Source organism: Halomonas sp. THAF5a (genome assembly GCF_009363755.1).
Taxonomy (GTDB): domain Bacteria; phylum Pseudomonadota; class Gammaproteobacteria; order Pseudomonadales; family Halomonadaceae; genus Halomonas.
This window is the reverse complement of record NZ_CP045417.1, coordinates 3,023,788-3,046,263: the sequence shown is the minus strand read 5'-3', so window position 1 is coordinate 3,046,263 and position 22,476 is coordinate 3,023,788. Positions and strand designations below refer to the sequence as shown.

General features: G+C 71.0%; 17 protein-coding genes. 10 read left to right on the top strand and 7 right to left on the bottom strand.

Going from position 1 to position 22,476, the window contains the following annotated elements; all coding sequences use genetic code 11:
• Positions 1-52: 52 nt before the first annotated feature.
• From FIU83_RS13790 to ptsP, 3 genes are read right to left on the bottom strand one after another with little or no spacing between them, the layout of a single operon-like run.
• Complete coding sequence (locus FIU83_RS13790) at positions 53-1,816, bottom strand: PTS fructose-like transporter subunit IIB (RefSeq protein WP_152484572.1); 1,764 nt, start codon at positions 1,814-1,816, stop codon at positions 53-55.
• Positions 1,813-2,787: a 1-phosphofructokinase gene (gene pfkB / locus FIU83_RS13785; protein WP_152484571.1), complete on the bottom strand. Its 975-nt coding sequence runs from the start codon at positions 2,785-2,787 to the stop codon at positions 1,813-1,815. Before pfkB ends, FIU83_RS13790 begins: the two co-directional genes overlap by 4 nt.
• Positions 2,787-5,678, bottom strand: a complete 2,892-nt coding sequence (gene ptsP / locus FIU83_RS13780) for a phosphoenolpyruvate--protein phosphotransferase (protein ID WP_152484570.1) — start codon at positions 5,676-5,678, stop codon at positions 2,787-2,789. The genes pfkB and ptsP overlap by 1 nt, the downstream gene beginning before the upstream one ends.
• Positions 5,679-5,893: 215 nt before the next feature.
• Here ptsP and cra point away from each other — a divergent pair, with 215 nt between their 5' ends.
• The 10 genes from cra to FIU83_RS13730 all read left to right on the top strand — a co-directional run bounded on the left by cra (position 5,894) and on the right by FIU83_RS13730 (position 17,495).
• Positions 5,894-6,907 (top strand): catabolite repressor/activator, encoded by a 1,014-nt coding sequence (gene cra / locus FIU83_RS13775; RefSeq protein WP_152484569.1) that lies wholly within the window; start codon positions 5,894-5,896, stop codon positions 6,905-6,907.
• 36 nt (positions 6,908-6,943) lie between these two features.
• Positions 6,944-7,900, top strand: a complete 957-nt coding sequence (locus tag FIU83_RS13770; protein WP_152484568.1) for a sugar-binding transcriptional regulator — start codon at positions 6,944-6,946, stop codon at positions 7,898-7,900.
• Between the two features lie 158 nt (positions 7,901-8,058).
• Positions 8,059-9,819, top strand: a complete 1,761-nt coding sequence (locus tag FIU83_RS13765; RefSeq protein WP_152484567.1) for a cytosine permease — start codon at positions 8,059-8,061, stop codon at positions 9,817-9,819.
• 241 nt (positions 9,820-10,060) lie between these two features.
• Complete coding sequence (locus tag FIU83_RS13760; RefSeq protein ID WP_152484566.1) at positions 10,061-11,371, top strand: sugar ABC transporter substrate-binding protein; 1,311 nt, start codon at positions 10,061-10,063, stop codon at positions 11,369-11,371.
• Between the two features lie 65 nt (positions 11,372-11,436).
• Positions 11,437-12,327 (top strand): carbohydrate ABC transporter permease, encoded by an 891-nt coding sequence (locus FIU83_RS13755; protein WP_026068622.1) that lies wholly within the window; start codon positions 11,437-11,439, stop codon positions 12,325-12,327.
• A 15-nt stretch (positions 12,328-12,342) separates the two neighbouring features.
• Positions 12,343-13,221, top strand: coding sequence for a carbohydrate ABC transporter permease (locus FIU83_RS13750; protein ID WP_026068621.1), 879 nt, complete (start codon positions 12,343-12,345; stop codon positions 13,219-13,221).
• Positions 13,222-13,325: 104 nt separating this feature from the next.
• On the top strand, positions 13,326-14,471 hold the full coding sequence (locus tag FIU83_RS13745; RefSeq protein WP_016856510.1) for an ABC transporter ATP-binding protein: 1,146 nt from the start codon (positions 13,326-13,328) through the stop codon (positions 14,469-14,471).
• A 10-nt stretch (positions 14,472-14,481) separates the two neighbouring features.
• Entirely contained in the window at positions 14,482-15,168 is a 687-nt protein-coding gene (locus tag FIU83_RS13740) for an HAD family phosphatase (RefSeq protein ID WP_016856509.1), read from the top strand.
• 121 nt (positions 15,169-15,289) lie between these two features.
• Complete coding sequence (locus tag FIU83_RS13735) at positions 15,290-15,922, top strand: nucleoside triphosphate hydrolase (RefSeq protein WP_152485378.1); 633 nt, start codon at positions 15,290-15,292, stop codon at positions 15,920-15,922.
• A 97-nt stretch (positions 15,923-16,019) separates the two neighbouring features.
• On the top strand, positions 16,020-17,495 hold the full coding sequence (locus tag FIU83_RS13730) for a mannitol dehydrogenase family protein (protein WP_152484565.1): 1,476 nt from the start codon (positions 16,020-16,022) through the stop codon (positions 17,493-17,495).
• A 101-nt stretch (positions 17,496-17,596) separates the two neighbouring features.
• Here FIU83_RS13730 and FIU83_RS13725 read toward each other — a convergent pair whose 3' ends face one another.
• From FIU83_RS13725 to edd, 4 genes are read right to left on the bottom strand one after another with little or no spacing between them, the layout of a single operon-like run.
• Complete coding sequence (locus tag FIU83_RS13725) at positions 17,597-18,553, bottom strand: carbohydrate kinase (protein WP_152484564.1); 957 nt, start codon at positions 18,551-18,553, stop codon at positions 17,597-17,599.
• Positions 18,550-19,530, bottom strand: coding sequence for a D-hexose-6-phosphate mutarotase (locus FIU83_RS13720; protein WP_172976089.1), 981 nt, complete (start codon positions 19,528-19,530; stop codon positions 18,550-18,552). Before FIU83_RS13720 ends, FIU83_RS13725 begins: the two co-directional genes overlap by 4 nt.
• A gap of 16 nt (positions 19,531-19,546) precedes the next feature.
• A complete protein-coding gene (gene glk, locus FIU83_RS13715; RefSeq protein WP_152484563.1) occupies positions 19,547-20,515 on the bottom strand; it encodes a glucokinase in 969 nt (322 codons plus the stop codon).
• Positions 20,516-22,402, bottom strand: a complete 1,887-nt coding sequence (gene edd / locus FIU83_RS13710; RefSeq protein WP_152484562.1) for a phosphogluconate dehydratase — start codon at positions 22,400-22,402, stop codon at positions 20,516-20,518. It abuts the gene before it with no gap.
• Between the last annotated feature and the right edge of the window lie 74 nt (positions 22,403-22,476).

Here is a 22,476-nt window from a genome sequence, read left to right as displayed (position 1 = left end):
GCAGGGAAGACCTGCCGGGGCGTTGTCGTGTCGGGTGTCGTGCAGCGAGGCGTCAGGCGCCGGCCTCGACCGCCACCGTCTGGCTGCCCCGCTTGAGCGCTGCGTAGCCGAGGCCGGTGATCAGCGAGCCGATGACGATCGCCGCCAGGTACAGCAGCACCGGGGTGATGGCGTTGGGGATCAGCAGCACGAAGATGCCGCCGTGGGGGGCCATCAGCTTGGCGCCGAACAGCATCGACAGCGCGCCGGTCACCGCGCCGCCGACCATGCTGACCGGGATCACCCGCAGCGGGTCCTTGGCGGCGAAGGGAATGGCGCCCTCGCTGATGAAGCACAAGCCCAGCACGAACGACGCCTTGCCGGCCTCGCGCTCGGGCTCGGAGAACTTCGCCTTGGCGACGAAGCTCGAGATGCCCATGCCGATCGCCGGCACCATGCCTGCGGCCATGATCGCCGCCATGGGGGCGTAGGTCTCGGAGGCCAGCAGGCCGACGCCGAAGGTGTAGGCGGCCTTGTTCACCGGTCCGCCCATGTCGAAGCACATCATGGCGCCCAGCAGGCCGCCCAGCAGCAGGGCATTGGTGGAGCCCATGTTCTCGAGGAAGGTGGTCAGCCCGGAGAGGCTCGCCGCCACCGGCTCGCCGACCACGTAGATCATGGTCAGGCCGGTCACCAGGCTCGCCACCAGCGGGATGATCAGGATCGGCTTGAGCGACTCGACGCTGGCCGGCAGCCTGACGTAGCGGGTCACCGCCTTGGCCACGTAGCCGGCGAGGAAGCCGGCCAGGATGCCGCCGATGAACCCGGCGCCGATCTCGGAGGCCAGCATGCCGCCGATCATGCCCGGGGCGATGCCGGGTCGGTCGGCGATGGAATAGGCGATATAGCCGGCCAGCACCGGCACCATCAGTGCGAAGGCCGTGCCGCCGCCGATCTGCATCAGCGCCGCGGGCAGGGTGCCTTCCTCCTGGAAGGCCTCGATGCCGAACACGAACGACAGCGCGATCAAGAGGCCGCCGGCGACCACCATCGGCAGCATGAAGGACACCCCGGTCAGCAGGTGCTTGTAGACGCCGCGCTCCTTGAGGCTCTTCCTGGCCTCGCCGCCTGCCGCCGGGGCGCTGCCGTCTTCCACCGCGGCCTCGGCCAGCGCCGCCTCGAGGGTCGGCTTCGGCTGCTTCAGCGCGCTGCCGGTGGAGGTGCGGTAGACCCGCTTGCCAGCGAAGCGGGTCGGGTCGACCTCGATGTCGCAGGCCAGGATCACCACCTCGGCGTCACGGATCTCCGCCTCGGTCAGCTGGTCCTGGGCGCCCACCGAGCCCTGGGTCTCGACGCGGATGGGATGGCCCAGCGCCCTGCCGGCCTCGGCCAGGGCCTCCGCCGCCATGAAGGTGTGCGCGACCCCGGTGGGGCAGGCGGTGACGGCGACGATGGATTGGCCGCCGGCCGTGGCGGCCGCCGCCCCGGTTCTGGAATCAGGCGTGGCATGGGTCTCGCCGCCGGGCACGAAGGCCTCGGCCTCGCGCCGGGCGCGCTCGAGGAAGCCGCCCGGGTCGGGCAGCGCCTGGTCGATGGTGGCGCGGAACAGCGGCTTGCCCTTGAAGCGCTGCGGGTCCGGCACGTGGTCGGCGGCGACGACGACCAGGTCGGCGGCCGCGATGGCCTCGGCGGAGACCGGCTGCACCGGCGCAAGCTCGCCGTGCATCTCCACGGTGGCCTGCCAGCCCAGCCGCTCGGCGGCCTGCTCGAGGCGCCGGGCGGCGAGGAAGGTGGTGGCCATGCCGCTGGGGCAGGCGGTGATGAGGATAACGTTCATGCGAGGGCTCCCCCGGCGTCGTCGCCGCCAAGGCGGTGGACGCGCGTCTGTTGTTGGAGTGACGGGAAATCGGTGGCGCGGGCGTCGCCCACGCCGACATGGCGGACCGCCTCGGCGGACAGCGCGGTGGCCAGGCGCAGCGCCTCGTCGGGCGCGTGGCCCTCGAGCACGCCGTGCAGCAGCGCGGCCAGCAGGGTGTCGCCGGCGCACACGGTGCTGGCCACGGTCATGGCCGGCGGCAGCGCCTGCCAGGCGCCGCGGCGGCTGACCCACAGCACGCCGTCGGCGCCGGCGGAGAGCACCGCCTCCTCGATGCCGGCCTCGTGCAGGCGGCGGGCGGCCGCCAGGCGGGCGGCCTCGTCGTCGAGGGGCATGCCGGCCCAGGCGGCGAGCTCCTGCTCGTTGGGCTTGACCGCGGTGGGGCCGGCGGCGATGGCGGCTTCCAGTGCCGGGCCGCTGGTATCGACCCACACCGGCAGCCCGGCGCCGCGCAGCCGCGCGATCAGCTCGGCCAGCGCCTCGGGCGTGACGCCGGGCGGCAGGCTGCCGGCGATCACCACCGCCTCGGGGCGGCGGGCGTCATCGGCGGCCAGCGTCTCGAGCCGGTCGAGCAGTGCCTGCCAGGCCTCGGCGTCGATGGCCGGGCCCGGGCCGTTGACGTCGGTGACCCGGCCGTCGGCCTCGGCCAGCTTGGCGTTGATGCGGGTCTCGCCGGGCACGCGCAGGAAGGCGTCCTCGAGCCCCGCGGCCTCGAAGGCGCGCAGGAAGGGGCCGTCGTTGTCGGCGCCGAGGAAGCCCGAGACGCAGACGTCATGGCCGAGTGCCGCCAGCACCCGGGCCACGTTGACGCCCTTGCCGGCGGCCGCGAGGTGGGTGGCGCTGGTGCGGTTGACCTCGCCGGGCGCCAGGCGCACAAGCGATATCGACAGGTCCAGGGCCGGATTCAGGGTCAGGGTCAGCAGGCGAGCCATCAGCGGGCCTCCAGAGCGTCGCGGACCGCCTCGCCGGTGGCCTGAGCGAGCGCCAGCGCGGCCTGGGCGCGGGCCTCCTCGAGGTCGAACTCGCGCAGCCGCGCCTTGACCAGCGGCACCTGGCGGGCGCTGACCGAGAGCTCGTCGACGCCCAGGCCGACCAGCACCGGCACCGCGGTGGCGTCACTGGCCAGCTCGCCGCACACCCCGACCCACTTGCCTTCGGCGTGGGCCGCGGCCACGGTCATCTCGATCAGCCTGAGCACCGACGGGTGCAGGCCGTCGGCCTGGGCCGAGAGCTCGGGATGGTCGCGGTCGATGGCCAGGGTGTACTGGGTCAGGTCGTTGGTGCCGACCGAGAAGAAGTCGACCTCGGCGGCGAGCGTCGGCGCCAGCAGGGCGCTGGAGGGCACCTCGATCATCACCCCGAGCTGGACGTCGTCGCTGCGCTCGCCGGCCGGCAGCTCCTCGAGCAGCCGGTCGAGGATGGCGCGGGCGGCGCGAAACTCGGCCACGTCCTTGACCATCGGCAGCATGATGCGCAGCGGCCGGGCGTCGCGCTTCGGCTCGGCCGAGGGGGCGGCGGCCATCAGCAGCGCGCGGAGCTGGGTCTCGAGCACCTCGGGCCGGGTCAGCGCCAGGCGGATGCCGCGCAGGCCGAGGAAGGGGTTGCTCTCCTGGGGCACCGGCCAGTAGGGCAGCGGCTTGTCGCCGCCCACGTCCAGGGTGCGTGCCACCAGCGGGCGGCCGTCGAGGGCGTCGAGGGCCTCGCGGTATTCGCCGATCTGGGTCGCGAGGTCCGGCAGCGAGGCGTGGGCCATGAACACGAACTCGGTGCGCAGCAGGCCGACGCCCTCGGCGCCGCGCTCCACGGCATCGGCGGCATGGGCGGTGTTGCCGAGGTTGGAGGCCACCTCGACGCGATGGCCGTCGCGGGTGCGGGCCGGCTCGAAGCGGGCCTCCCAGGCCTCGGCCTCGCGGCGGCGGCGCTCGGCCAGGCGCTGCTCGGCGGCCCGGCGGCGCTCGGCGGCGGGCGCCGGGGTCACCCGTCCGCGCTCGCCGTCGAGGATCAGCTCGGTGCCGTTGGAAAGCGACAGGATGCGCTCGCCGGCGCCGACCACGGCGGGGATGCCCAGCGCCCGGGCCAGGATGGCGCTGTGGGCGGTGGCGCCGCCGCGGGCGGTCAGCAGGCCACGCACGCGGCTGGTGTCGAGGCGCGCCACGTCGGACGGGCCGATGTCGTCGGTGACTAGGATGTAGGGATGATCCGGCGGCTCGGGCAGCTCGACCCGGCACAGGATGCCCAGCACCCGGCGACCGACGTCGCGCAGGTCGGCGGCGCGTTCGGCGAGCAGCTTGTCGGCCAGGCGTTCCTGGGCCTGGGCGGCGGTGTCGATCGCCTCCCACCAGGCGGCCTCGGCGGAGGCGCCCTCGTCGATGCCCTCGCGGGCGGCCTGATGGAGTTCCGGGTCGCCGAGCATCTCCTCGTGCATCGACAGGATCTGCGAGACCTCGCCGCCGCGGGCGTGCTGGATCAGCGCCTCGAGCTGCTCGCCGCCCTCGCGGAGGGCCTCATTCAGCCGGCGGCGCTCGGCGGCCGGGTCGGCGGCGCGGGCCGGGTAGTCGAAGCTCGGCGTGGTCAGCACGAAGGCCGGGGCGATGGCGAGCCCCGGCGAGGCGGCCACCGCCGGGTGGGCGACGTCGTCGGCCAGCGGCGCCAGCGCCGGGGCGTTCTCCGGCGCCGTGGCCACCGGCTCGCGGTAGGCATCGAAGGGCTCGACGTGCTCGCCGAGGCCGTCCTCCACGGCCCGGCAGACCGCGTCCAGCGCGGCCTCGGCGGTGTCGCCCTCGGCGGTGAAGATCAGCTGCTGGCCGCGGCGGGCGCCGAGGTTGATGACCTTGGTCAGGCTGGCGGCCGAGACGGCATCAAAGCCGCCCTCGGCCAGGCGCACGCGCACCGTGGTGCCCTGGGCGCGGGCGACCTGGACCAGCTGCTTGGCCGGGCGGGCGTGCAGGCCGTGGGCGTTGAGCACCGTGGCCAGGCGCTGGCGGGCGGCGGCGGACTCGCCGGCCAGCCGCGCCAGCAGGGCGTCGGCGTCGAGCCGGTGCAGGGTCTCGGGGGCGTCGCTCTCGAGCAGCGCCAGGATGCGCTCGAGCAGGCCGCGGTGGGCCTGGCCCTGGGCCGCCAGGCAGAACACGCCCTGCACCGGGGCGCCGTCGGCCGTGAGCGGCTCGGCCGGGGTGGCCAGCGCCAGCGCCGGCACGCCGACGCCGCGGTCACTGGCCACCAGCCACAGGCCGCGGCCCAGGGCGCGCGGAGCGGCCTCGGCCACGGCGGCGACGAAGGCGGCGTCGACGCACTCGGCCTGGCGAAGCCGGGCGGCGCCGGCCAGCGCCAGCTCGTGATGGTCGCGGGCAGGGAAGCCCAGGCACAGGGTGTCGGTGTCGAGCCGGGCCTCGACTACCGCCTTCGACAGCAGCTCGGCGATCTCGGCGGCCCGTTCGGCGCCGGCCAGGCGCTCGGCGATGCCGTCCTGGTCGAGCACGTGGGTCAGCTGGCGCAGGATGTCGAGGTGCTCGTCGCTCTGGGCGGCGATGGTTACCAGCACGTGGACGCGCTGGCCGTCGTGCCACTCGATGCCCTCGGGGAACTGCAGCACGCGCACGCCGGTGGCGCGCACGTGCTCGCGGCTCTCCGGGGTGCCGTGGGGAATGGCGATGGCGTTGCCGAGGAAGGTCGAGGACTGGGCCTCCCGAGCGTGGAGGCCGTCGCGATACTCGGGGGCGACCAGCCCGGCGGCGTGCAGCGATTCGGCGGCCTGATCCAGCGCATCGCGCCAGTGCTCGGCCCGGCAGCCGAGCAGGACGTCATCCTGGCGTAGGGTCAACATCGATGTCTCCGGTTCGTCGGGGCGACGCCGGGCCACTCCATGGTTCCCGGGGCGCAGCGGTGGCTTGTGCGGGCAAGGTGAATCGTGTCACCTTCGACAGGACGAATGCTGAATCGGTTCATCCGGCTTGGCAAGGCTTCGAGGCTACGACTTTGGCAGGGGATGGTGGCGGGAGGCTCCCGCGTAGAATGCCAGGTCCAGTTCAGGGGGGATCCATGACGCTCGCGGAAATCGCTCGACTGGCCGGGGTGTCGCGCACCACGGCCAGCTATGTCATCAACGGCCAGGCCGAGAAACGGCGCATCAGCCAGGACACCGTCGACCGGGTGATGGCGGTGGTCGAACATCATCGCTACCGGGTCGATCCCCAGGCGGCGGCCCTGCGTCGCGGCTCCAGCCGCACCCTGGGGCTGATCGTACCCGACCTGGAGAACGTGACCTACGCGCGGCTGGCCAAGCGGCTGGAGCGCGGCGCCCGGGAGGCGGGCTATCAGCTGCTGATCGCCGGCTCCGACGACCGGCCGGAGGTCGAGCGCGACCTGGCGCTGGCGCTGCGGGCGCGGCGCTGCGAGGTGCTGATCACCGCCAGCAGCCTGCCGATGGACGATCCCTTCTACGCCGAGCTGCAGGCCGAGGGGCTGCCGGTGGTGGCCGTCGACCGCGGCTTCGATGCCGCGCGCTTCCCAAGCGTGGTCAGCAACGACGCCGAGGCCGCCGAGCGGCTCGCCGCCTCGGTGCTGTCGCCCGGGATGTCGCGGGTGGTGTGGCTGGACGCGGTGCCCTGGCTGTCGATCACCGAGGAGCGGCGCAGCGGCTTCGAGCGGGCGCTGGCCGGGCGCGAGGCGGCGGCCCTGGTGCTGTCCGGCGAGCGCTACGATCGCGCCGAGGGCGCGCGGCTGATGCGCCGGGTCCTCGACGAGCATGGCCTGCCGGACGCGCTGGTCACGGCGTCCTATTCGCTGTTCGACGGCGTGCTCGACACCCTGCTCGAGGCCGGCGGGCTGCCGGCCTCGCTGCGGCTGGCTACCTTCGGCGACAGCCGGCTGCTGGAGTTCCTGCCGGTGGCGGTCAACTCCGCCGAGCAGGACCACGACCGCATGGCCGAGGCGGCGCTGGAGAGCGCGCTGGCTGCGGCCCGGGGCGAGGGCGCCCCGGGGCGGCGGACGGTGCCCCGGCGAATGCGCTGGCGAGCGGGGCACGATTGTGCCGACGCGCCAGGCTTGCGATGATTTCCCGCATCGCAGCCATCTGAGCAGAGCCCGCACGTGGACAAGTTCGAACAACGCCTGGACCAGGCTGCCCGTGCGGCCTGGCTCTCCTATGTCGGCGGACGCACCCAGGACGAGATCGCCGGCCAGCTGGGCGTGTCGCGTCCCGGCGTGCAGCGCCTGCTGGCCCTGGCGCGCCAGGAAGGCCTGATCAAGGTGCATATCGACCACCCCATCGCCGGCTGCATGGCGCTCTCCGAGGCCCTGTGCGAGCGCTACGGGCTTGCCTTCTGCGATGTGGTGCCCACCGCGCCGGACACCGATGCCGATGCCAGCACGCCCTACCTGGCAGTGGCGGCGGCCGACCGGCTGGCCAAGTACCTGGAGCGCAGCGACCCCCTGACCCTGTCGCTGGGCACCGGCCGCGCGGTGCGCGCCATGGTCGAGGCGCTCAGTCGCATCGACCGGCCCCAGCACCGCTTCGTGTCGCTGGTCGGCAACGTGGCCCGGGACGGCTCCTCCAACCGCTACGATGGCGTGATGGTGCTGGCGGACAAGACCGGCGGCGGTCGCTTCCTGCTGCCGGCGCCGGTGGTGGCCGACAGCGTGGAGGAGAAGCGGGCACTCTGCGGCCAGCGGCTCTATCAGTCGGTGGAGCGGGTCGCCCGGGAAGCCGAGGCGGCCTTCGTCGGCGTCGGGCGCATCGACCGCCGCGCCAACCTCTTCCAGGATCACTTCATCAGCAAGGTCGAGCTCGACGAGCTGCTGGCCGGCGAGGCGGTGGGGGAGCTCCTGGGCTGGCCGCTGAGCCGCGACGGCCGGGTCATCGACTGCTCCATCACTCGCCGCATGACCAGTCTGCCCCTCGAGATCCTGCGCGACCGCCCGCTGGTGGCGGTGGCGGGGGGACGCGCCAAGGGCACGGCGATCCTGGCCGCCCTGCGCGGCGGCTGGCTCCAGGGGCTGGTCACCGACGAAGGCGCGGCGCGGGCCATCATCGAGGCGGGGCCATAAGCGCCGCCTTCGGCCTCGATCCTCCACGCTACGGCTAAAGTCTAAGGCCGCAATTTTGCGTTTTGTCGGCGCACAAATGATCATTTGCTTTCTGTTTGAACAAATGATCACTGCTAGGGGCGCGTCATCGTGGCCCGAGTCATCATGAGGAGTTTCCTATGGCCACCACCGGGCCAGGCCTGGACCGGCACATCGCCCAGATGGACGATGAACAGCTGCCGGTTCCGCCGCACAAGCTGCACCGCTGGCCGCACTTCGCCGGCCTGTACGCCGCCGAGCATGTCGCCGCCACCGAGTTCGTGATCGGTGCCACCTTCGTCGCCCTCGGCGCGGGCATCTGGGACATCCTGATCGGCCTGCTGATCGGCAATGCCCTGGCCGTGCTCAGCTTCTGGCTGATCACCACCCCGATCGCCATCGAGACCCGCCTGAGCCTCTTCACCTACCTGCACCGCATCGCCGGCGATTCGATGGCCTGGCTCTACAACTGGGCCAACGTCATCATCTTCAGCGTCATCTCCGCGGCGATGATCACGGTCTCGGCCACGGCGGTACGCATCCTGTTCGACATTCCGGCCCAGGCGCAGCCCTATCCGACCGATCCCGCCTTCGTGGTGCTGGCGCTGGCGGTCGCCGCCATCGTGGTGCTGATCGCGGTCTACGGCTTCAATGCGCTGACCGAGTTCGCCAGCATCTGTGCGCCCTGGCTGATGGTGATGTTCACCGCCGGGGGCATGGTGCTGCTCCCGGAACTGGCCGAGTCGGTCACCGGGACCACCACCCTTGGCGATGTCTCCACCTTCATCGAGGTCGCCGGCAGCACCGTCTTCACCGGCACCGATGTCGACGGCGAGCCGGGCATCGGCATCTGGGAGGTGATCGGTTTCGCCTGGGCGGCCAATACCTTCTCGCATTTCGGCCTCATCGACATGGCGCTGCTGCGCTATGCCAAGCGCAAGCGCTCCGGCCTCGCCACCAGCACCGGCATGATGTTCGGCCACTATGTCGCCTGGATCTCGGCCGGCCTGATGGGCGCGGCGACCGCGGCGGTGACCCAGACGAGCATCGCCGTGCTGGAGCCCGGCGAAGTCGCCTGGCATGCGCTGGGTGCCTCCGGCTTCGTGATCGTGGTGGTCGCCGGCTGGACCACGGCCAACTCCAACCTCTACCGGGCGGGCCTCGCGGCCCAGGCGGTGATGCCCCGCTTCTCGCGCAACAAGGCCACGCTGCTGGTGGGGCTCGGGGTCGCCGTGATCAGCTGCTTCCCGTTCATCTATCGCAGCATGCTGCCGCTTTTGACCTACGCGGGCCTGCTGCTGGTGCCGATCGGCGGCATCATCTTCGCCGAGCACCACCTCTTCCCCCGGCTCGGCTTCAGCCGCTTCTGGGCGCGCTACAAGGGGCTCGCCCACAACGTGCCGGCGCTGGCGACCTGGGCGCTGTCACTGGCGTTCGCCTGCGTCCTGAACCTGAGCGACGTGATGCCCTTCTACTACCTGTTCGTGCCCACCTGGTGCGTGTCGATCGCCGCCTACACCCTGCTGGCCAGGCGCTTCGGTGCCGCCGAGGCCTACCCCGAGGCGGAAGCGGCCGAGCGTGACTTCCAGGCGCGGGTGGAGGCCTTCCATGCCAGGCAGGGGGCGCAGGAGCCCGCGGGCCCGACCAGGGACACCAGCACGCTCAGCCGGGTCATCAAGGCCGTCTGGATCCTGGGCCTGGTGGTGCCGAGCCTGCTGGCCGTCAAGGTGCTCTTCTTCAGCGCCGACCTGGCCGGCTACCAGGCGAACCGCGAGCTGTTCTACGACATCACCATCTGGTGCACCCTGGCCTACTTCGTGTTCGCCTACTGGGGCCTCAAGCGCGCCAAGGCCGTGCAGGAGGGGCGGGCCGCCTTCGCCTTGCAGGCGTCGAGTCGCTGATCTCCCGCTCGGGCCATGCGGCCGGCATGGCCCGGGTGGCCCGAGCGGCCGGCGGGGCGCCCCCCATGGGCTTCCCGTCGGTGCGTCGCTCCTTCCGCACCCTGTCTTGCGCCTAAAGTATAAGCCCGGTGGCTTTGCCTTTTCGGGGTCGCTATCCGATCATTTGATCGTTGAATGATTGAAATGATCATTTTCTCGTGTGACCCGATAACAACACAACAACCTTCCCAAGGAGCAAGCCATGACGCTTTCACGCGCACTCCCCCTGGCCGGCTTCACGGCCCTCGGCGCCACCGCCGCCCAGGCGGAGACCCTGACCGTGGCCACCGTCAACAACAACGACATGGTGATCATGCAGGGCCTCACCGAGGCCTTCGAGCAGGCGCATCCGGACATCGAGCTCGACTGGGTGGTCCTCGAGGAGAACGTGCTGCGCCAGCGCCTGACCACCGACATCGCCACCGGCGGCGGCCAGTTCGATGTCATGACCATCGGCACCTACGAGGTGCCCATCTGGGCCGAGCGTGGCTGGCTGGCGCCGCTCGACGACCTGCCCGCCGACTACCGGGTCGACGACCTGCTGCAGTCGGTGCGCGACGGCCTGAGCCAGGACGGCACCCTACAGGCGCTGCCGTTCTACGCCGAGAGCTCGATGATGTACTACCGCAAGGACCTGTTCGAGGAGGCCGGCATCACGATGCCCGAGCAGCCGACCTGGCCCCAGGTGCGCGAATGGGCCGGTCAGCTGCACGATGCCGACCAGGAGCGCTACGGCATCTGCCTGCGCGGCAAGCCGGGCTGGGGCGAGAACATGGCGCTGGCCACCACCATGGTCAACAGCTTCGGCGGGCGCTGGTTCGACATGGACTGGAACCCGCAGATCGACTCCCCGGCCTGGCAGGAAGCGATCGGCTTCTATGTCGACCTGCTCAACGACTTCGGCCCCCCGGGCGCCAGCTCCAACGGCTTCAACGAGAACCTGGCGCTGTTCTCCCGCGGCAACTGCGCGATGTGGGTCGACGCCACCTCGGCGGCGGGCAAGCTGTTCGACACCGACGAGTCCCAGGTCGCCGACGCGCTGGGCTTCGCCCCGGCACCGGTCGCGAAGACGGAGAAGGGCTCGCACTGGCTGTGGTCCTGGGCCCTGGCGATCCCGGCCTCGTCAGAGTCCAAGGACGCGGCGCGGGAGTTCATCACCTGGGCGACCTCCGAGGCGTACGTGAACCTGGTCGGCGAGCGTGAGGGCTGGACCAGCGTGCCCCCGGGCACCCGCAAGTCCACCTACGAGAACCCGAACTACCAGGAGGCCGCGCCCTTCGCCGGCTTCGTGCTGGACGCCATCCAGGGCGCCGATCCCACCGACGCGACCCTGGAGCCGAGCCCCTACATTGGCGTGCAGTTCGTCGGCATTCCGGAGTTCCAGTCCATCGGTACCCAGGTCGGCCAGATGGTGGCCTCGGCCCTGACCGGCGAGACCTCCGTCGAGCAGGCCCTGCAGGCGGCGCAACGCGCCACCGAGCGCACCATGAAGCGCGCCGGCTACCTGGATTGATCCGTGTGCGCCGACCGGGAAGCCCCGGCCGGCGCCTTCTTCGCGACCCCTCACGGTGACCGAGTATGAACAAGACCAGAACGTCCGGGCGCACCATCGGCGGATTGAGAACCCTCTCGCTGCAGGCGCCCGCCGTCTCCCTGCTCTTCCTGTGGATGATCGTGCCGCTGGCGATGACCGTCTGGTTCTCGCTGCAGCGCTACAACCTGCTGATGCCGGGCATGACCGGCTTCGCCGGCCTCGAGAACTACGAGTACCTGTTCACCGATCCCGCCCTGTGGTCGGCGATGGGCACCACCCTGCTGATGGTGGGCTGGGTGCTGGTGATCACCGTGGTCGGCGGCACCCTGCTGGCGGTGCTCTTCCAGCAGGAGTTCTTCGGCCAGGGCATCGCCCGGGTGCTCGCCATCTCGCCCTTCTTCGTCATGCCCACGGTCAGCGCCCTGGTATGGAAGAACATGATGATGCACCCGGCCAACGGGGTGCTGTCCTGGGTGGCCGAGCTTTTCGGCCTGCCGGCGGTGGACTGGTTCTCGTCGCTGCCGCTGACCTCGATCATCATCATCGTGGCCTGGCAGTGGCTGCCGTTCGCGCTGCTGATCCTGCTCACCGCCATGCAGTCGCTGGACGAGGACCAGGTCGAGGCCGCCCGCATGGACGGCGCCGGGCCGATCGCGATCTTCTTCTTCATCACCCTGCCGCACCTCAAACGGGCGATCAGCGTGGTGATCATGATCGAGATGATCTTCCTGCTGACCATCTTCGCCGAGATCTTCGTCACCACCTCCGGCGGCCCGGGGCTTGCCACCACCAACCTGGCCTACCTGATCTACATCCGCGCCCTGCTCGACTTCGACGTCGGCATGGCCTCCGCCGGTGGGGTGGTCGCGATCATCCTCGCCAACATCGTTGCCATCTTCCTGGTCCGCATGGTGGCCAAGAACCTGGAAAGCTGACGCAGGAGCGCGCCCATGACGACTGCAAGAACCCCCTCCGTGGCTTCGGCTCCGCCGGCCAAGCGATCGGCCCTGACCGAGGCCCTGCTCAACCGGCGCCTGTGGCTCGGCGTGCTGGGCTGGAGCGTGGCGCTGGTGATCTTCTTCCCGATCTTCTGGATGGTGCTGACCGGCTTCAAGACCGAGGCCGAGGCGATCGCCGAACCGAGCCTGATCTTCTCGCCGACCCTCGACAGCTACGCCGAGGTGCAGAGCCGCGCCGGCTACGCCAAGTTCGCCATCAACAGCGTGGTGGTGGCCTTCGGCTCGACCCTGCTGGCGCTCGTGATCGCCATTCCGGCGGCCTACTCGATGGCCTTCCTGCCCACCAGGCGCACCAAGGGCACCCTGTTGTGGATGCTGTCCACCAAGATGCTGCCGCCGGTCGGCGTGCTGGTGCCGATCTATCTGCTGTTCCGCGATGTGGGGCTCCTGGACACCCGCACCGGCCTGATCATCGTCTACACCCTGATGAACCTGCCGATCGTGGTGTGGATGCTCTACACCTTCTTCAAGGACATGCCCAAGGACATCCTCGAGGCGGGCCGCATGGACGGCGCCGGCACCGTGCAGGAGGTGCTCTACCTGCTGCTGCCGCTGACCCTGCCCGGCATCGCCTCCACGGGCCTGCTGTCGGTGATCCTGAGCTGGAACGAGGCCTTCTGGAGTCTCAACCTGACCTCGTCCCAGGCGGCGCCGCTGACGGCCTACATCGCCTCCTTCTCGAGCCCCGAGGGGCTGTTCTGGGCCAAGCTCTCCGCGGCCTCGACCATGGCCATCGCCCCCATCCTGGTGTTCGGCTGGCTCACCCAGAAACAGATGGTGCGCGGCCTGACCTTCGGTGCGGTCAAATGAATGGTGACGATGCCGACGACACGTCATCGGCCGCTGCCCTGGCATAACGACAAGAAATAGCTACTTTTCGGCGCCCCGGCGCCGCCGGGTAAAGGAATCTCATTATGGCAACGCTAGAACTCAAGCAGATCACCAAGAGCTTCGGCGACACCCACGTGATCAAGGGCGTCGATCTCGAGGTCAACGACCGGGAATTCGTGGTCTTCGTCGGGCCCTCCGGCTGCGGCAAGTCGACCCTGATGCGCATGATCGCCGGGCTCGAGAGCGCCACCAGCGGCGACATCCTCATCGACGGCCAACGCATGAACGAGGTGGGCCCGGCCGATCGTGGCCTGGCCATGGTCTTCCAGAGCTATGCCCTCTACCCGCACATGACGGTCGAGGACAACATGGGCTTCAGCATGCGCCTGGCCGGCGTCCCCAAGGAGAAGCGCCGCGAGAAGGTGCTCGAGGCGGCCAGGATCCTGCAGCTCGAGCCGCTGCTGGACCGCAAGCCCAAGGCCCTCTCCGGCGGCCAGCGCCAGCGCGTGGCGATCGGTCGGGCCATCGTGCGCAACCCGAGCATCTTCCTGTTCGACGAGCCGCTCTCCAACCTCGATGCGGCCCTGCGCGTGCAGATGCGCATCGAGCTGGCCCGCCTCCACGAGGAACTCGATGCCACCATGATCTATGTCACCCACGACCAGATCGAGGCCATGACCATGGCCGACAAGATCGTGGTGCTGCAGGGCGGCGAGATCGAGCAGGTCGGCTCGCCGATGGAGCTCTACCACCACCCACGCAACCGCTTCGTGGCCGGCTTCATCGGCTCGCCGAAGATGAACTTCCTGCCGGTCGAGGTGGTGGAGGCCGACGCCGAGGGCGTCAGCGTCAGGCTGCCGGGTGGGGGCATCACCAAGGTGCCGGCCGAGGGCAAGGACCTGCGCCCCGGGACCGCCCTGGAGCTCGGCATCCGACCCGAGCATCTGGCGCTGGACGACCAGGGCCCGCTGGAGGGGGGCATCCAGGTGCTGGAGCGCCTGGGCGGCCAGACCTCGCTGTACGTGCAGATGGGCGAGGCGATGATCACCCTCATGGCCGACGGCGACGTGGCGCATCGGGTCCACGACAAGGTGCGCTTCGGCTTCGCCCCGGGGCGGGCGCATCTCTTCGACGAGCAGGGCCTGGCGCTGCCGAGCCTGAACCAGCATCCCCTGGCCGGCCTCAAGCGCCAGGACAACCGGGCGGCCTCCGATGCCGTCGGTCAGTGAGGACACGCCCATGCATCGGTTGATCTTCGACTGCGACGGCGTGCTGGTGGACAGCGAGGCGATCGCCGAGGCCACCCTGATCGACCTGCTGGGGGCCTGGCTGCCGGACCTGGCCGCCGAGGCCGAGCTGAAGGCGGCGCTCGGCATGACCACGGCGAACATCCTCGCGCACCTGGAGGCCCGCAGCGCCCATCGCCTGCCGCCCGACGCCACGGAACGGGTCGACGAGACCATCGAGGCGCGGCTGGGCCGGGAACTGACCGCCATCGACGGCGTCGCCGAGGCCCTCGCGGGGCTCACGCTGCCGCTGGCGGTGGTCTCCAACAGCCGACGCCAGCGGGTGCTGGCGTCCCTTGCCACCACCGGGCTCGAGGCGCGGCTGGACGGGGTGCCGATCTTCACCGCCGACCAGGTGGCGGCGCCCAAGCCGGACCCGGCGCTCTATCGCCTGGCGGCGGCCGAGCTCGCCTGCGCGCCGGACCATTGCCTGGTGGTGGAGGACAGCGTGGCCGGCGTTACCGCGGCCCGTGCGGCCGGCATGACGGTGATCGGCTTCGTCGGCGCCAGCCATGTGCCGGCGGGGCAGGCCGAGCGGCTGCGCGCGGCCGGGGCCTGGCAGGTGCTCGATCACATGCGGGGCCTTGAGGCCCTGGTGCAGCAGTGGCGGGCCGCGCGCGCCCCCGCCGTCGGTTCCTGAGGGGCGTGGGACATGTCAGGCGTGAGGGCGTTCGTGAGCCGCCGGTGGTGTCACCGGCATCAAGCGTCGATGATGAAGACTGGATGAACCGACGTGACGAGCGAAGACCCGAATGACGACCATGATTCCCCCTATCCACGACATGGCCCAGCGGCTCCTCGAGGCGGCGAGCGGCAAGGCGCGTTTCATCGTGGCCCTGGCCGGGCCACCGGCGGCAGGCAAGTCCTTCCTCTCGGGCCGGCTGTGTGGCGAGCTCAACGAGCGACGGCCCGGCATCGCCGCGGTGGTGCCCATGGACGGCTATCACTACGACAACGCGGTGCTCGCCCCCGAGGGCCTGGTGCCGGTGAAGGGCGCCCCGGAGACCTTCGATATCGACGGCCTCCGGCACGACCTGGCGCGGATCCGGCGGGCCGACCGCACCGTGGCCGTGCCGGTCTTCGACCGGCCCCTGGACCTGGCGCGGGCCGGCGGCCGACTGATCACCCCCGAGCACCGGGTGATCATCGTCGAGGGCAACTACCTGCTGCTCGATCAGGGCGACTGGCCGGGGCTGCGGTCGCTGTTCGACCTGACGCTGTTCCTCGAGGTGCCCGACGAGGTGCTCGAGGCGCGGCTGATCGAGCGCTGGCTGGGCATGGGGCAGGACCCGGCGGGTGCCATCGAGCGCACCCGTCACAAGGACATGCTCAATGCCCGCCTGATCAAGGCCGCCTCAATGCCCGCCGACCTGCACTGGCAAGCGATCGTGTAGCCGCTTGCGATCCACCTTCGTTGGCCGGGAAGCCTCCCGGTACCTTACTCACACCGCCCGATCCCGGCGGGAATGACGCTTCTCAGGAGCAACCAGCATGACCCAACTCGACAACGCCCACCTGACGGACCTGGGGCCCGATGTCGCCACACCGAGTTACGACCGGCAGGCGGTCACCGCGGGCATCGTCCATATCGGGGTCGGTGGCTTCCATCGCGCCCACCAGGCCATGTACCTGGACGAGCTGATGAACCGGGGCGAGGCGCTGGACTGGGGCATCGTCGGGGTCGGCGTGATGCCCGGCGATCGGCGCATGCAGGAGATCCTGGCCGCGCAGGATCATCTCTACACCCTGGTGGTGAAGCACCCCGACGGCCGTCGCGAGGCGCGGGTGATCGGCGCCATGCTCGACTATCTGTTCGCCCCGGCGGACCCGGAGGCGGTGATCGAGACGATGGCCGACCCGGCGATCCGCATCGTCTCCCTGACCGTCACCGAGGGCGGCTACAACTTCCACCCGATCAGCGGCGAGTTCGACCTCGACAATCCCGACGTCCAGCATGACCTGGTGCCTGGGGCCGCGCCCAGGACCTCCTTCGGCCTGGTCATCGAGGCCCTGCGCCGCCGCCGCGAGCGGGGCCTCACGCCCTTCACGGTGATGTCCTGCGACAACATCCAGGGCAACGGCGACGTCGCCCGCAGGATGTTCACCGCCTTCGCCCATGCCCGGGATGCCGAGCTCGGCGCCTGGGTCGAGGCCGAGGTGCCGTTCCCGAACTCCATGGTCGATCGCATCACGCCGGTCACCACCCCCGAGGACATCGCCGAGCTCGGCAGCCGGTTCGGCGTCGAGGATGCCTGGCCGGTGGTCTGCGAGCCCTTCTCCCAGTGGGTGCTGGAGGATCACTTCGTCGCCGGCCGTCCCGCCCTCGAGCGGGTCGGGGTCCAGCTGGTCGAGGACGTGGTGCCCTATGAGCTGATGAAGCTGCGGCTGCTCAATGCCGGCCACCAGGCGCTGGCCTACTTCGGCTACCTGGCCGGCTACCGCTACGCCCACGAGGCCAGCGCCGACCCGCTGTTCGAGGCCTTCCTGCTCGACTACATGACCCACGAGGCGACCCCCACCCTGTCGCCGCTGCCGGGGGTCGACCTGGATGCCTATCGCCGCACCCTGATCCGCCGCTTCGCCAACCCCGAGGTGCGGGACACCCTGGCCAGGCTGTGCGCCGAGAGCTCGGATCGCATCCCGAAATGGATGGTGCCGCTGATTCGCCAGCAGCTCGAGAGCGGCGGCGATGTCCATCGCTGCGCGGCGGTGGTGGCGAGCTGGGCGCGCTACGACGAGGGGGTCGACGAGAAGGGCGAGCCGATCACCGTGGTCGACCGCCTGAAGGACGAGCTGATGGCGATCGCGGCACGCAACCACGAGCATCCCACCGCCTTCATCGAGAACCAGGAGCTGTTCGGCGATCTGGCCGAGAATGCGCGCTTCCGCGAGGCCTATCTCCAGGCGCTTGAGAGCCTGCATCGGCGCGGCGCCCGGGCCACCCTGGAGGCGCTGGTCGCGGCCTGAGGCGGCGCCGTCGCCGGGAGGCCTCGGCGCCAAGGCGGCTTGCATGCGCGAAGACGCCCGATGATGACCGGCATCATCGGGCGTCTTCGTGTCGGGCAGGATCAGGCCTCGACGAGATCGGCCCGGGTCGGCAGCGCGACGTAGCTGCCCGGGCGGGTCACGGCATGGGCGCCGCAGCGGCAGGCGAAGGCAAGCGCGCCCTCCAGGCGTTCGGTGTCCTGATGCCAGCCCTCGGCGAAGCCGCCCTCGGCCAGCGCCGCCAGCAGCCCGCCGATGAAGGCGTCGCCGCCGGCGGTGGTGTCCACGGCCTGCACCGGCGGCGGGGCGACCGCCAGCGTGAGCCCGGCGCCCAGGGCGCGCACCGGCTCGCCGCCGTCGGTGATCACCGCCAGCTTGACGCCGGCCGCCAGGCGCTCGGCCAGCCAGGCCTCCTCGGGATGGTCGCCGCGCAGGTCGTCCACCTCCTCGCGGGACAGCTTGAGCAGGTCGGCGCTGTCGAGCAACCGGGTGACCAGGGCGCTGTCGGCGCGGCCCTCGGCCCAGAGGTTGTGGCGCAGGTTGGCGTCGACGCTGATCAGGCAGCCGGCCCGGGCCGCCATCTCGGCCATCGCCAGGGTGGTCTCGGCGATCTCCGGGTCGGTCAGGCTGTTGCTGCACAGGTGCAGGATCGCCGGCTGGGCGAACACGCCGGCCGGCAGGTGCTCCAGGCGGTAGAGCAGGTCGGCGGCGGGCGGCCGGTAGAAGTCGAAGGTGCGCTCGCCCGCGGCATCGCGGGAGACGAAGGCCAGCGCGGTGCGCGCCTCGCGGGTGCGCGTCACGCCGGAGATGTCGACGCCCTGGGCGGTGAGCTCTTCGGCCAGGAAGTCGCCGAAGTGGTCGTCGCCGAGCATGCCGAGGAAGCGGCTGGGCACGCCGAGTCGCGCGCAGGCCACGGCGACGTTGGCCGGCGCGCCGCCGGCGTAAGGGGTGAAGGTCTCCGTCGCGCCCTCGTCGGCCGCGCCGAGGCGGCTGGAGAGCATGTCGACGAGGGCTTCACCGAAGGCGATCACGGGAATCATGTCTCAGTCTCCAGGCTCAGGGTGGTGCCCAGCAGGTGCTGCGCGCCGGGCACCAGCCATACGGGGTCGAGCCGGGTGTTGGCCGACTCGATGCACAGGAAGTGCCGGGCGGCCGCGACGGCCGTGTCGGGGGGCGGGGCGTCGGCAGGGTGCCAGATCACCGCCGAATCGCTGCCCTGGCGGGCGATGCGAAGGCGCTGCGCGCCATCGTCCAGGGTGAGCTCGGCGTTGGTGTGGTAGAGACGGTCGAGTCCGCCGCGCACGCCCAGCTCGCCCTGCTGCTCGCACTCCGCGAAATCGGCGAGCTTGTCCAGGTAGCGGGCGCCGGCCAGGCCTTCCACCCGGCAGGCGAAGGCATCATGAACCGCCAGGTAGCTGTGCAGGGCGCCGGTGATCTTCACCGGGGTCTCGCCGACATGCTCGGTGATCAGCTCCACGTGCAGGCGATGGGCGTTGGCCTGGATGACCGCGCGCGGCACCAGCTGGGAGTGCAGTCGCTCGAGGGGGGAGAGGTGCAGCTCCACGCCCTCCTCGTGCTCGTCGACGGCATCGAGGCGCCAGTCGGCCTTGCGGGCCGGACCGTGCAGGGGGCCGGACCGGTCCGGAGACTCGTCGGCGGTGTGCTCGTCGGCGAACCAGGGCCAGCACAGCGGAATGCCGCCGCGGATCGCTCCCGGGCGGTGCTGGGGGGTGGGGGTGACCCACAGCCAGCCACCGGGCACCAGGGGATCCTCGCCGTAGGGGGAGGCGTCGTCGGGCGCCGCCGACGCGCCTGCGGCGCGCGTGGCATCGGTCGCGTCCGGGGCGCCGGCCGCCGGAGCGCCGACCGGAAGATAGTGGAGCACCTGGGCGCCTTGCAGGGAGACGGCCAGTTCGCCCCAGGCCTCCCGGGCCAGCCAGACCTCTCGGCCGGCCCAGTCGACACGGCGCTGACCGTCGGTGGCGTCCAGCAGGCGGCGCAGGGATGCAGGAATCATGCGATGTTCTCCGTGGTCAGTCGACCTCAGGGTTGTGCAGGGCCTCGGCGGCGCCCAGCAGGCCCGGCCAGGGGGCGGTCACGACCCGGACGGGAATCTGCCCGGTGTAGGCGCTCATGCGCCCCTTGTCGGCGAAGGCCTCCAGGAAGCGGCTCTGCGGCAGCCAGTCCAGCAGGCGGGGCAGGATGCCGCCGCACAGGTAGACGCCGCCGCGGGCGCCAACGGTCAGGGCGGCATCGCCGCTGACGTCGCCGAGGATCTTCAGGAAGCGCAGCAGGGTATCACGAGCCACGCCGTCGCCGCTGCCGGCCGCCTCGGTGACCTCGGCCGGGCTCTTCAGTCGGGGCGGGGCGCCCTTGAGGGAGCAGTGCGCCAGGTAGAGATCGAGCAGGCCCTGACCGCACAGCAGGCGTTCCACCGAGACGCGACCATAACGGTTGCGGAAGTGGCGCAGCAGGTTCTGCTCCCGCTCGTCGGTGGGAGCGAAGGTCACGTGGCCGCCCTCGGTGGGCAGCGGAATCCAGGCCCGGCGGCCGGGGAAGAGCCCGGCCACGCCCAGCCCCGTCCCGGGACCGATGACCAGCCGCGCCGCGTGGGGGATCGCCTCGCCGCGCTGGACCTCCGCCAGGTCGTCGGCCGCCACGTGGGGCACGCCCAGGGCCTGGGCGGTGAAGTCGTTGATCGCCTTGAAGAGGCGCAGCCCCAGCGCTTCCTGGACCGCCCGGCGCGAGAACGTCCAGTGGTTGTTGGTCATGGTCACCTTGTCGCCGCGGATCGGGCAGGCGAAGGCCAGGCAGGCCTCCTGCGGGGCGTCGTCCCCGGTCAGGCCGACCCGCGCCAGGTAGTCGCGCACCGCCTCCACCAGGCCGGGGTAGTCCGCGCAGGGCAGGCTCTGGATGTCATGGGGCGCGAAGGTGTCCGGGGTGACCAGCGCAAGGCGCGCGTTGGTGCCTCCGATATCGCCGATCAGGGCAGGGCGGGTCATTCAGGCATCCTCGTCGTGGATCTGTCCCTCCTGGCGGGCCAGGTCGTCGGCCTCGAAGCCCCCGAAGACCCCGGCGCCCTCCTCGCCGCGCATGGCCAGGTGGCGGAAGCCGGCGAAGAGCTCGCGGCCCAGGCCGACGTGATAGTGGTCCAGCTCGGCGACGTGCAGCGGACGGTCGGCCCAGATGTGGGCGTCGACCTTGGCCTCCAGGGTGCCGGCGTTGGCGTCCAGGCGCACCACGTCGCCATCGCGCAGCTTGGCCAGGGGGCCGCCATCCAGCGCCTCGGGGCTCATGTGGATGGCCGCCGGGACCTTGCCGGAGGCGCCGGACATGCGCCCGTCGGTGACCAGCGCCACCCGGTAACCGCGATCCTGGAGCACGCCGAGGTAGGGCGTCAGCTTGTGCAGCTCCGGCATGCCGTTGGCCTTGGGGCCCTGGAAGCGCACCACGGCGATGACATCGCGGTCGAGCTCGCCGGCCTCGAAGGCCGCCTTCATCTCGTTCTGGTCCTCGAAGAGGCGCACCGGGGCCTCCACCACGCGATGCTCCTCGGCCACCGCCGAGACCTTGATCACGCCTCGGCCCAGGTTGCCGTCGAGCACGGTGAGGCCGCCGGTGGGGGCGAAGGGCTCTTTCACGGCGCGCAGCACCTCGGTGTCGAGGCTGGCCTCGGGGCCCTCGCGCCACGTGAGCTTGCCGTCCTCCAGGAAGGGCTCCCGGGTGTAGGCGGAGAGCTCCGTGCCGAACACCGTGGGGATATCGCCGTGGATCAGGCCGGCGTCGAGCAGCTCGCGGAACAGGAAGCTCATGCCGCCGGCGGCCTGGAAATGGTTGATGTCGGCCTGGCCGTTGGGATAGACCCGCATCAGGCTCGGCGTGACCGCCGAGAGCTCGGTGAAGTCGTCCCAGGTCAGGGTGATGCCCGCGGCGGCGGCCATGGCGATCAGGTGCAGGGTGTGGTTGGTGGAGCCGCCGGAGGCCAGCAGGCCCACCACGGCGTTGACGATGGCGCGCTCGTCGATCTGCTGGTAGAAGGGGCGGTAGTCGCCGCCTTGCTCGGTGTTGCGGATCGCCTGCTCGGTGGCGAAGCGGGTCAGCGCCTCGCGCATCTCGGTGCCGGGATTGACGAAGGAGGTGCCGGGCAGGTGCAGGCCCATCATCTCCATCATCAGCTGGTTGGAGTTGGCGGTGCCGTAGAAGGTGCAGGTGCCGGGGCTGTGGTAGGAGGCGGATTCGGCCTCGAGCAGGTCCTCGCGGCTCGCCTTGCCCTCGGCGAAGAGCTGGCGGATGCGCGCCTTCTCCTTGTTGGGCAGGCCGCTCGGCATGGGGCCGGCGGGCACGAACATGGCCGGCAGGTGGCCGAAGCGCGCCGCGGCGATGAAGAGCCCCGGCACGATCTTGTCGCATACGCCCAGGTAGAGCGCGGCGTCGAACATGTTGTGGGAAAGCCCCACGGCGGCGGCCATGGCGATCACATCCCGGGAGAACAGCGACAGCTCCATGCCCGGCTGGCCCTGGGTCACGCCGTCGCACATGGCGGGCACGCCGCCGGCGAACTGGGCGGTCGACCCCATGGCGCGGGCGGCGGCCTTGATGGTCTCCGGGAAGGTCTCGAGGGGCTGATGGGCCGAGAGCATGTCGTTGTAGGCCGAGACGATGCCCAGGTTGGCCGCGTTCATCAGCTTCAGCGAATTCTTGTCCGTGGCGCCGCAGGCGGCGAAGCCGTGGGCCAGGTTGCCGCAGGAGAGCTCGCCGCGGTGCACGCCGCGGCGATGCTGGTCGGCCATCCGCGTCTCGTAGAGGGCGCGTCGCTCGGCGGAGCGTTCGCGGATGCGGCGGGTGACGCCGGCGACGGTGGCGTGGAGGGCGGGGGTCTGGCTGGCCATGAAGCACCTCGGCTCGGTTTTATTTGGTAAGTTTACCAATCTAATCTGCGAAATCTTGCCTATAGTAGCCGCTG

What these genes read in the sequence shown, in the direction of transcription:
- FIU83_RS13790 (WP_152484572.1), bottom strand. Translation starts at nt 1,816, where the DNA reads ATGAACGTTATCCTCATCACCGCCTGCCCCAGCGGCATGGCCACCACC.
- pfkB (WP_152484571.1), bottom strand. Translation starts at nt 2,787, where the DNA reads ATGGCTCGCCTGCTGACCCTGACCCTGAATCCGGCCCTGGACCTGTCG.
- ptsP (WP_152484570.1), bottom strand. Translation starts at nt 5,678, where the DNA reads ATGTTGACCCTACGCCAGGATGACGTCCTGCTCGGCTGCCGGGCCGAG.
- cra (WP_152484569.1), top strand. Translation starts at nt 5,894, where the DNA reads ATGACGCTCGCGGAAATCGCTCGACTGGCCGGGGTGTCGCGCACCACG.
- FIU83_RS13765 (WP_152484567.1), top strand. Translation starts at nt 8,059, where the DNA reads ATGGCCACCACCGGGCCAGGCCTGGACCGGCACATCGCCCAGATGGAC.
- FIU83_RS13760 (WP_152484566.1), top strand. Translation starts at nt 10,061, where the DNA reads ATGACGCTTTCACGCGCACTCCCCCTGGCCGGCTTCACGGCCCTCGGC.
- FIU83_RS13755 (WP_026068622.1), top strand. Translation starts at nt 11,437, where the DNA reads ATGAACAAGACCAGAACGTCCGGGCGCACCATCGGCGGATTGAGAACC.
- FIU83_RS13750 (WP_026068621.1), top strand. Translation starts at nt 12,343, where the DNA reads ATGACGACTGCAAGAACCCCCTCCGTGGCTTCGGCTCCGCCGGCCAAG.
- FIU83_RS13745 (WP_016856510.1), top strand. Translation starts at nt 13,326, where the DNA reads ATGGCAACGCTAGAACTCAAGCAGATCACCAAGAGCTTCGGCGACACC.
- FIU83_RS13740 (WP_016856509.1), top strand. Translation starts at nt 14,482, where the DNA reads ATGCATCGGTTGATCTTCGACTGCGACGGCGTGCTGGTGGACAGCGAG.
- FIU83_RS13735 (WP_152485378.1), top strand. Translation starts at nt 15,290, where the DNA reads ATGATTCCCCCTATCCACGACATGGCCCAGCGGCTCCTCGAGGCGGCG.
- FIU83_RS13730 (WP_152484565.1), top strand. Translation starts at nt 16,020, where the DNA reads ATGACCCAACTCGACAACGCCCACCTGACGGACCTGGGGCCCGATGTC.
- FIU83_RS13725 (WP_152484564.1), bottom strand. Translation starts at nt 18,553, where the DNA reads ATGATTCCCGTGATCGCCTTCGGTGAAGCCCTCGTCGACATGCTCTCC.
- FIU83_RS13720 (WP_172976089.1), bottom strand. Translation starts at nt 19,530, where the DNA reads ATGATTCCTGCATCCCTGCGCCGCCTGCTGGACGCCACCGACGGTCAG.
- glk (WP_152484563.1), bottom strand. Translation starts at nt 20,515, where the DNA reads ATGACCCGCCCTGCCCTGATCGGCGATATCGGAGGCACCAACGCGCGC.
- edd (WP_152484562.1), bottom strand. Translation starts at nt 22,402, where the DNA reads ATGGCCAGCCAGACCCCCGCCCTCCACGCCACCGTCGCCGGCGTCACC.